Source organism: Methylobacterium sp. CCH5-D2 (assembly GCF_001556475.1).
GTDB classification, from domain to species: domain Bacteria; phylum Pseudomonadota; class Alphaproteobacteria; order Rhizobiales; family Beijerinckiaceae; genus Methylobacterium; species Methylobacterium hispanicum.
In genome coordinates, this window is sequence record NZ_LSIX01000273.1 from 1 (window position 1) to 1,157 (window position 1,157).

Genomic DNA, 1,157 nt, shown 5'->3' on the forward strand with positions numbered 1-1,157 from the left:
GCCCCCCTCCCGCCCCTCGATCTCGCTCCGGCCAACCTCCGCTCCACCATCGTCACCGACCGCGCGGGCCAGCTCCTGCGCCCCTTCGCCACCGCGGACGGGCGCTGGCGCCTGCCGGTGGCCGCCGCGGGCGTCGATCCGCGCTTCCTTGCCATGCTCACGGCCTACGAGGACCGGCGCTTCGCCGAGCACGCGGGCGTCGATCCGGCCGCCCTGATCCGGGCCGGCTGGCAGTGGCTGCGGCACGGGCGCATCGTCTCGGGCGGCTCGACCCTCGCGATGCAGGTGGCCCGCCTGGTGGAGCCGCGGCCCGAGCGCTCGCTGTCGGCGAAACTCCGCCAGATCCGCCGCGCCCGCGAGCTCGAATCGAGCCTCGGCAAGGCCGGCGTGCTCGACGCCTACCTAGCGCTCGCGCCCTACGGCGGACCCGTCGAGGGCGTGCGCGCGGCCGCGCTCGCCTATCTCGGCCGCGAGCCGGCCCGGCTCTCCACGGCCGAGGCGGCCCTCCTCGTCGCCCTGCCGCAGGCCCCCGAGGCGCGTCGGCCCGACCGCCATCCCGAGCGCGCCCGCCGCGCCCGCGACCGGGTGCTCGACATCGCCGCCGCCCGCGGCGTGATCACCCGGGGCGAGGCGCGCGCCGCCAAGGCCGAGCCGGTGCCGACCGAGCGCCGCCCCTTCCCCATGCGGGCCGCCCACGCGGCCGAGGCGGCGGTCGCGGCCGATCCGGCGAGCCCGGTGATCCGGCTCAGCCTCGACGGGCGGCTCCAGGCGAGCCTGGAGGCGCTGGCCAGCGAGCGCGCGGCGGCCGCGGGTCCCGGCCTGTCGGCGGCGATCCTGGTGCTCGACAACCGCACCGGCGCGGTGCTGGCCCAGGTCGGCAGCCCCGGCTACCTGGACGCCTCCCGGCGCGGCGCCATCGACATGACGCTGGCCCTCCGCTCGCCGGGCTCGGCGCTCAAGCCCTTCATCTACGCACTGGCCTTCGAGAACGGCCTCGCCCATCCCGAGACCCTGCTGGAGGACCGGCCGGCACGCTTCGCCGCGACCTACGCGCCGGAGAATTTCGACCTGACCTACCAGGGCACCGTGACGGCACGGCGCGCGCTCCAGCTCTCCCTGAACGTGCCCGCGGTCGAGCTGCTGGAGGCGGTCGGGCC

Annotated in this window: 1 protein-coding gene; it reads left to right on the forward strand. The window is 77.5% G+C overall.

The window, feature by feature from the left end:
• Positions 1–1,157: transglycosylase domain-containing protein (locus tag AX737_RS07485; protein ID WP_197430485.1), on the forward strand; the 1,157-nt coding region annotated here is incomplete at both ends.